Below are 6,239 nucleotides of genomic sequence, written 5' to 3'. Positions count from 1 at the left end.
GTTTTGCATCTTTTTTTCGCCGTGGCGTCGTCACCGTTAATCTGTGTGCCGGTGCCGCCGTTGCTGATGGTGCTGTCGCCTTCGTTATTAACAACCGCCTGGTCGCCGTCGATCTGAATGCCGATGGACTCCGGATCGGTGACAGTCATGGTGCCGTTATTGTCCACCGTCGCGCTGTCGCCGGTGATATCAATTCCGTGACCACCGCCGCTGACGTCCAGATCGCCGTCCTGAATAACTTTTCCGTTATTGCCGTTGATTTCCGTGCCGGTGGAGTCTTTACCGTCAACGGTGGTTTTGCCGCTGTTATTCGCAGTGGCGTCGTCACCGTTAATTTGCGTACCGGTGCCGCCGTTGCTGATGGAGCTGTCGCCATCGTTATTAACAACCGCCTGGTCGCCGTCGATCTGAATGCCGATAGATTCCGGGTCAGTGACGGTCATGGTGCCGGTATTGTCCACCGTCGCGCTGTCGCCGGTGATATCAATCCCGTGACCACCGCCGCTGACATCCAGATCGCCGTCCTGAATAACTTTCCCGTTATTACCGTTGATTTCCGTGCCGGTGGAGTCTTTACCGTCAACGGTGGTTTTGCCGTTGTTATTTACTGTGGCATTATCACCCGTAATTATGAGTTCACCATTGTGATTATATTGCCACGTTATTGCGCCATCTAGGCTCACCCCTTCAAGGGCTACGGTATTATTTGCTTCATCAATCTGCCAAAGATTAATCGTTGCCTTACGCCCATTGCTATCTTGCAGAGAAATAGTCCCGTCAGCATTTTCGCTGTAAGTAAAAACGGTATCGCGAATCGTTAACGTTTTTGCTGTTTTATCGAAGATAACGTCATTATTGAACGAAATGGGTTTGGGGGGCGTAGGGGGATCATCTTGACCATCGTCCGGGATTATATCATCTCCGCCAGGCGTTGGGGGCACTGGCGTATCGCCTGAATCATCATCGGGTGGTGTCGGCGGTACAGGGGCATTGTTGCGATGATGATGATTACCATCATCGTTTAGTTCGACGACCGCCAGTGCTGTGATTAACGCAAAGGCACCAGAGGCAACCCACGGCATAAGGTTTTGTTGTACTTGTGGAGAACATTCGGGAGGGATTTGTTTTAACGCTTCCGGAGTCAGCTTGTCAGGGTCTGCCGGACAAGTCACATTGGTATTTTTCTTTTCGCCTGTGGCCGTTTCTGTCTCTGTAATATCAGCCGCCCAACCCTGACCACTCAGAGCTAATGCAATACAGGCTGATAATAGGGTTTTCCTTTGCATAATAAATCCTTCTGACAAATATAAAGAATGCCAGGATTTATAAAAATTGTTGAAATTAACAACCTTTACAAATACCTGACCATGAAACATTCAAAAAACATATGCAAGGCATTCTATATTGCTATTTGAACATTATTCAATCTATTTTGTCAGTATCGAATAATTATAGTTTCAATGAATATTTAAATCATAAAAAGATAATTTTTATATATAATTAAAAACCATCTCAATGATGATAAAGATCTCGATATTAAATTCACAAAAAGAATATTATAAGCTTTCAATATTGATTGAGATGATTTGTTTAATGGGAAGCAATTCACTATAGTTGCGAACGCATCTCCTTTAAGACATTCATCTTTTTCTCAGGAATGTCGGTGTAATCGATGTTCTCCTTTGCAGCGACACAGTGCACTATGATCTTGTGAACTAATACCCTATTTTTCACCGACTACTACCAAATGGTGTTTGAACTACCGTTGTATGTTATTTCCGTACCCACATACCATTTATGCCCTGCACGTATTCACCGTGTTTTGCCTTTTCCACCAGCTTCGTCCCTGCCAGATTCGCCACTTCCTCCAATGGGATATTATGGCTTTCAGCGAGCTTCTGATAACTCTCTTTCCGTGCCTGGTTGATATTTGCTACCAGCTCGCGTGTTTCCGGATCAGTGCTTATAGCCGCAAGGTAGCCATTATGCCTTTCACCTACCCGCCCCTGACTTCTGGCTTCATTCAGGGTTAATGCCATCGCACTACTGCTCAGCAGACCAATAATCCAAACCGCTATGAGTAATGTTCTATTCATCATTACCTCAAAAAAGATCGCTACGGGTTTTGAGCAAATCTTCAACGTCTTTGTCCGCCTTGATGATGATCTCGTGCTCAATTTTAACGTTCATATTAATGGTGATTGGCTCTTTCGGTGCAGCCACTTCAATGCGCGGCGTACAGCCAACCAACATAAAAGAGGACGCGAACGCGGCTATCACTATTTTCATTGTTTTTCCTCACACTCTTTTCCTGATGGGCAGCCAGTTTCCGGGAGTCGGGCATTCTGTTCCAGCCATGCCTGGAGATTATCGCCAAAGCGTAAACTGCGCCACAGCGAGAAAATATTCTCTTCATGGTTGTAATTGAGATTTACCGTACCGGTTTTACCATCGACGCGACTATTACCACTGATCGTCGCCTGCATGGTTAACACGCCGAGATTATCTAAATTAATTTTTGTCGATGAACGGCTAATTTCCATATAGCGCAACCAGTTGATGGCAGTTCCTGCGGTCATATTGTCTTTTGCCACTGCATCGGCGGTGTCTTTATCCAGGCGCAAAGTCATGGGACCTGCGTTTGCCAGCCAGCCATCTTTCACAATCCATTTTTCATTGTTAAGCCATAGCGGCAATGCGCCACTAAATGCCCCTGACATCGCGAATTGCTTCGGATTGACGGCGCTAACCAGTTCACTGGAAGAGAGATTATTCAGTCGCAACAGCGCCGGATCGTGTTGCGGCATACGTAATTGTTTCATCAGCACGTTACCGCCCAAAACATCAACACTCACATCGGTCAGTAACAAGGGTTCGTCTTCGGTCCACGGATAACGGCCCTGAAGATCGGCAGTGATATTTTTTGCCGTCACCAGGTTAACCACCTCAGCAATACGTAATGACACAGGCTGCCGCGTTCCCAGGTGCCACGCACCGTCGGCAAAACGAAATGGCAAAACAAAGTCGACACCGTTGACCTGGTTGTCTGGCATCCACGCGCTGCCACCTTTCAACACGCCATGCCCACCCGCACGGAAGCCCTGCTCAGGCGCAGCAGAAAATGCCACCTGGGCATACAACTCGCCATCACGTAAGTTCATCTTCCAGTCTGGTGGCACCAGCGGCTGGAATACGGTCAGTGATTGTTTAGGCCACCAGGCGTTGCCGCGCAGGCGAATACCGTCCCAGCGACCATTCACCCGTACCGGACCAATCTCACCAGCATGTAAATCCCCTTTGAAGAGGAAATACGTCGGATCGCGCCCATCGACACTAAATTTTAACGTTGATGGCGGTAACACACTGCCGCCCGTGAAAAGTGTTTGTCCTGCATCCAGCGAAAGCGCGCCACTAAAAGACGGATTCTGGGCGTCGCGCACCCAGACAACGGGTTTATCAAGAATTAAGCGCGGTGTTTCCACGGTCATCGTGCCATATTGCAACTGATCGAACCCGGTTGAGAGATCGGTCAGCGTAATCGTGCTGTCCTGCCACTCACCTTTTCCTGCAACATCCCAGGTGGCGTGCATTGGGGTAAAACTGCCCTTGCCCCAGTAACGCCACTGCCAGCGGCCTGCGTCAGGAAGAAAATCATTCGCCAGTCCATCCATATGCAGCACAAAGTCGCCCAATTCATTTTCATGAGCCTGCAAAATAGCCTGCAAGCGCCCGTCCACGCCACGTTGAGTGACTTTTACCCCTGCTAAAGGCCAACGGATTTCATCGATGTCCAGCGAATCGATGACTCTCCCCTTTGAACGTAATAACGCTCCCGGTTCAAAGGCCAGCGTTGGGTCAGCCAGACTTCCGCTTAAGTAAGCAGGTAAGCGAGCATATAAAATGAGATCTGCCTGCTTCGCTTCACCGGTCAGTTGCAGCGGCATCTGACTGTTATCCATGCTTAATTTTCCTGGGCCGAAATTAAGCACAGCGTTACCCTTACCCGCTTGCCCCTGGGTCAGCACACTCAGTCGACCACTAACCAACGCGTTCTCAAGCCCTGCCTGCCAGTTGTCGACTTTGATACCCAGCCGCCCACTCAGGGGAAAACCTTCATACGGCCAGCTCCAGCGACCATCGCTAACGGTCAACTGTTGACGGGTAATTTCCCACGGCAAATCGAGCAACGGATCGCCGTTATCTCGAGCCATTACAATCAATTGCCCACTATTTTCCTGCCACTCCAGCTCGGCATCCACCAGTGACGGTTCCTGCGGCAGGTTCAACGTTGCTGTAGCATGACCACTTACCGGAAGCCCATCCGGCACAAGCGGCATGGTAAATTCCCCCACCAGTTTTACTGGCGGCTGATTTGCAAAGGCGGCAACATCTAGTTCACTGACCGTGAGTTGCTGCCCTTTAAGTTGGCCTTGAAATTTAACTTTTTCGCCCTGATAACGCAGTTGCTGGATATCGGAGGTCAACGATAGAGAGAGTTTTCCCTGCCATTCCTGCCAAGGTGAAAAAATCAGTTTATCAATATTGATCCAGGTGTTAGGCAGCATGGATTGCCACTGCGCAAGAGTTTTCGGCGCGGCTGGCGAGGGTTCTTCCTGTGGCAATTTCGCCAGGCAAGTGGAGTCAAGTTCTACTGTACCGACGTTCAATAACCAGCGACTGGGATGCGAAAGGCTGGCATCGGTGATATGTGCCAACTGGCAATCCGCCACCAAATAACGGAGATCGGGAATAATTAAACCTTTACGCGTAATGCGTGGGCTTTCATCCAATGCAATGCGTGTACCGAGCGGTAGCCAGATACCCGCCAGCGTGGGAACCCACAGCCCGAGCGTCATCAGCAGCGTCAACGGCACAAGAATAATCAGTAATAGCAGCGCGAGAACGGCTTTATATTTACCCAACATGGGTAGTTAATATCCTGATTTAGCGAAAAATTAAGCAGTCAATACAGGTATTGTGGCATGTTTAACCGTTCAGTTGAAGGTTGCGCCTACACTAAGCATAGATGTTCCTGGAATTTTCAATATCGCCATAACTTTCAATTAAATTTTAAATTTTGTAAAATATTTTTAGTAGCTTAAATGTGATTCAACATCACTGGAGAAAGTCTTATGAAACTCGCCGTATATAGCACAAAACAGTACGACAAAAAGTACCTGCAACAGGTGAACGAGTCCTTTGGCTTTGAGCTGGAATTTTTTGACTTTCTGCTGACGGAAAAAACGGCAAAAACCGCCAACGGTTGCGAAGCAGTATGTATTTTCGTAAACGACGACGGCAGCCGTCCGGTGCTGGAGGAGCTGAAAAAGCACGGCGTTAAGTATATCGCCCTGCGCTGTGCCGGTTTCAATAACGTCGACCTCGACGCGGCAAAAGAGCTGGGGTTCAAAGTGGTGCGTGTCCCGGCTTACGATCCGGAAGCCGTCGCTGAACATGCAATTGGTATGATGATGACGCTGAACCGTCGTATTCACCGCGCGTATCAGCGTACCCGTGACGCCAACTTCTCTCTGGAGGGGCTTACTGGTTTTACTATGTACGGTAAAACGGCGGGGGTGATTGGCACCGGTAAAATCGGTGTGGCAATGCTGCGTATACTGAAAGGTTTTGGTATGCGCCTGTTGGCATTCGATCCGTATCCAAGTGCAGCAGCGCTGGAACTCGGCGTGGAATATGTCGATCTGCCGACCTTGTTCTCTGAATCAGACGTTATCTCCCTACACTGCCCGCTGACGCCGGAGAACTACCACCTGCTGAATGAGGCGGCGTTCGATCAGATGAAAAATGGCGTAATGATCATCAACACCAGCCGTGGTGCGCTGATTGATTCACAAGCCGCGATTGAAGCACTGAAAAACCAGAAAATTGGCTCGCTGGGAATGGACGTGTATGAGAATGAACGCGATCTGTTCTTTGAAGATAAATCCAACGATGTGATTCAGGATGATGTTTTCCGTCGTCTGTCGGCCTGCCATAACGTACTGTTCACCGGACACCAGGCGTTCCTGACGGCAGAAGCCCTGACCAGTATTTCCCAGACAACGCTGCAAAATTTGAGCAATCTGGAAAAAGGCGAACCCTGCCCGAACGAACTGGTTTAATTTTGCGGCTCCCCTGCAAGTCAGGGGAGCTTATTCAGATAATCCCCAAAGATCTTTCATCCACTATCCTTAAAATACGTTTGAAGGACGGATAAGGCGCGTCGCGTTGCATCCGGC

4 protein-coding genes and 1 pseudogene are annotated in these 6,239 nt (G+C 48.9%); 1 reads left to right on the top strand and 4 read right to left on the bottom strand.

Annotated elements, in window-relative coordinates:
* From FEK50_RS18745 to FEK50_RS18730, 4 genes and pseudogenes are all read right to left on the bottom strand, one after another.
* Positions 1-1,286, bottom strand: a pseudogene (locus tag FEK50_RS18745) (autotransporter domain-containing protein); the annotation flags it as partial.
* A 486-nt stretch (positions 1,287-1,772) separates the two neighbouring features.
* Positions 1,773-2,096 (bottom strand): YdbL family protein, encoded by a 324-nt coding sequence (locus FEK50_RS18740; RefSeq protein WP_130208906.1) that lies wholly within the window; start codon positions 2,094-2,096, stop codon positions 1,773-1,775.
* Between the two features lie 7 nt (positions 2,097-2,103).
* Positions 2,104-2,289, bottom strand: coding sequence for a YnbE family lipoprotein (locus tag FEK50_RS18735; protein WP_000706310.1), 186 nt, complete (start codon positions 2,287-2,289; stop codon positions 2,104-2,106).
* Positions 2,286-4,925: a YdbH family protein gene (locus FEK50_RS18730; RefSeq protein WP_131161818.1), complete on the bottom strand. Its 2,640-nt coding sequence runs from the start codon at positions 4,923-4,925 to the stop codon at positions 2,286-2,288. Before FEK50_RS18730 ends, FEK50_RS18735 begins: the two co-directional genes overlap by 4 nt.
* A gap of 207 nt (positions 4,926-5,132) precedes the next feature.
* Between FEK50_RS18730 and ldhA the strand changes: the two genes are divergently transcribed.
* Positions 5,133-6,122: a D-lactate dehydrogenase gene (ldhA, locus tag FEK50_RS18725; RefSeq protein WP_064527367.1), complete on the top strand. Its 990-nt coding sequence runs from the start codon at positions 5,133-5,135 to the stop codon at positions 6,120-6,122.
* Positions 6,123-6,239 lie beyond the last annotated feature (117 nt).

Origin of the sequence: Escherichia sp. E2586 (assembly GCF_005781105.1) — a bacterium.
Taxonomy (GTDB): Bacteria; Pseudomonadota; Gammaproteobacteria; order Enterobacterales; family Enterobacteriaceae; genus Escherichia.
This window is presented reverse-complemented; position numbering and strand designations above follow the sequence as displayed.

Bases quoted from the DNA above. Each gene is read 5' to 3' on its own strand.
- ldhA (WP_064527367.1), top strand. From the start codon at position 5,133: ATGAAACTCGCCGTATATAGCACAAAACAGTACGACAAAAAGTACCTG.
- FEK50_RS18740 (WP_130208906.1), bottom strand. From the start codon at position 2,096: ATGAATAGAACATTACTCATAGCGGTTTGGATTATTGGTCTGCTGAGC.
- FEK50_RS18735 (WP_000706310.1), bottom strand. From the start codon at position 2,289: ATGAAAATAGTGATAGCCGCGTTCGCGTCCTCTTTTATGTTGGTTGGC.
- FEK50_RS18730 (WP_131161818.1), bottom strand. From the start codon at position 4,925: ATGTTGGGTAAATATAAAGCCGTTCTCGCGCTGCTATTACTGATTATT.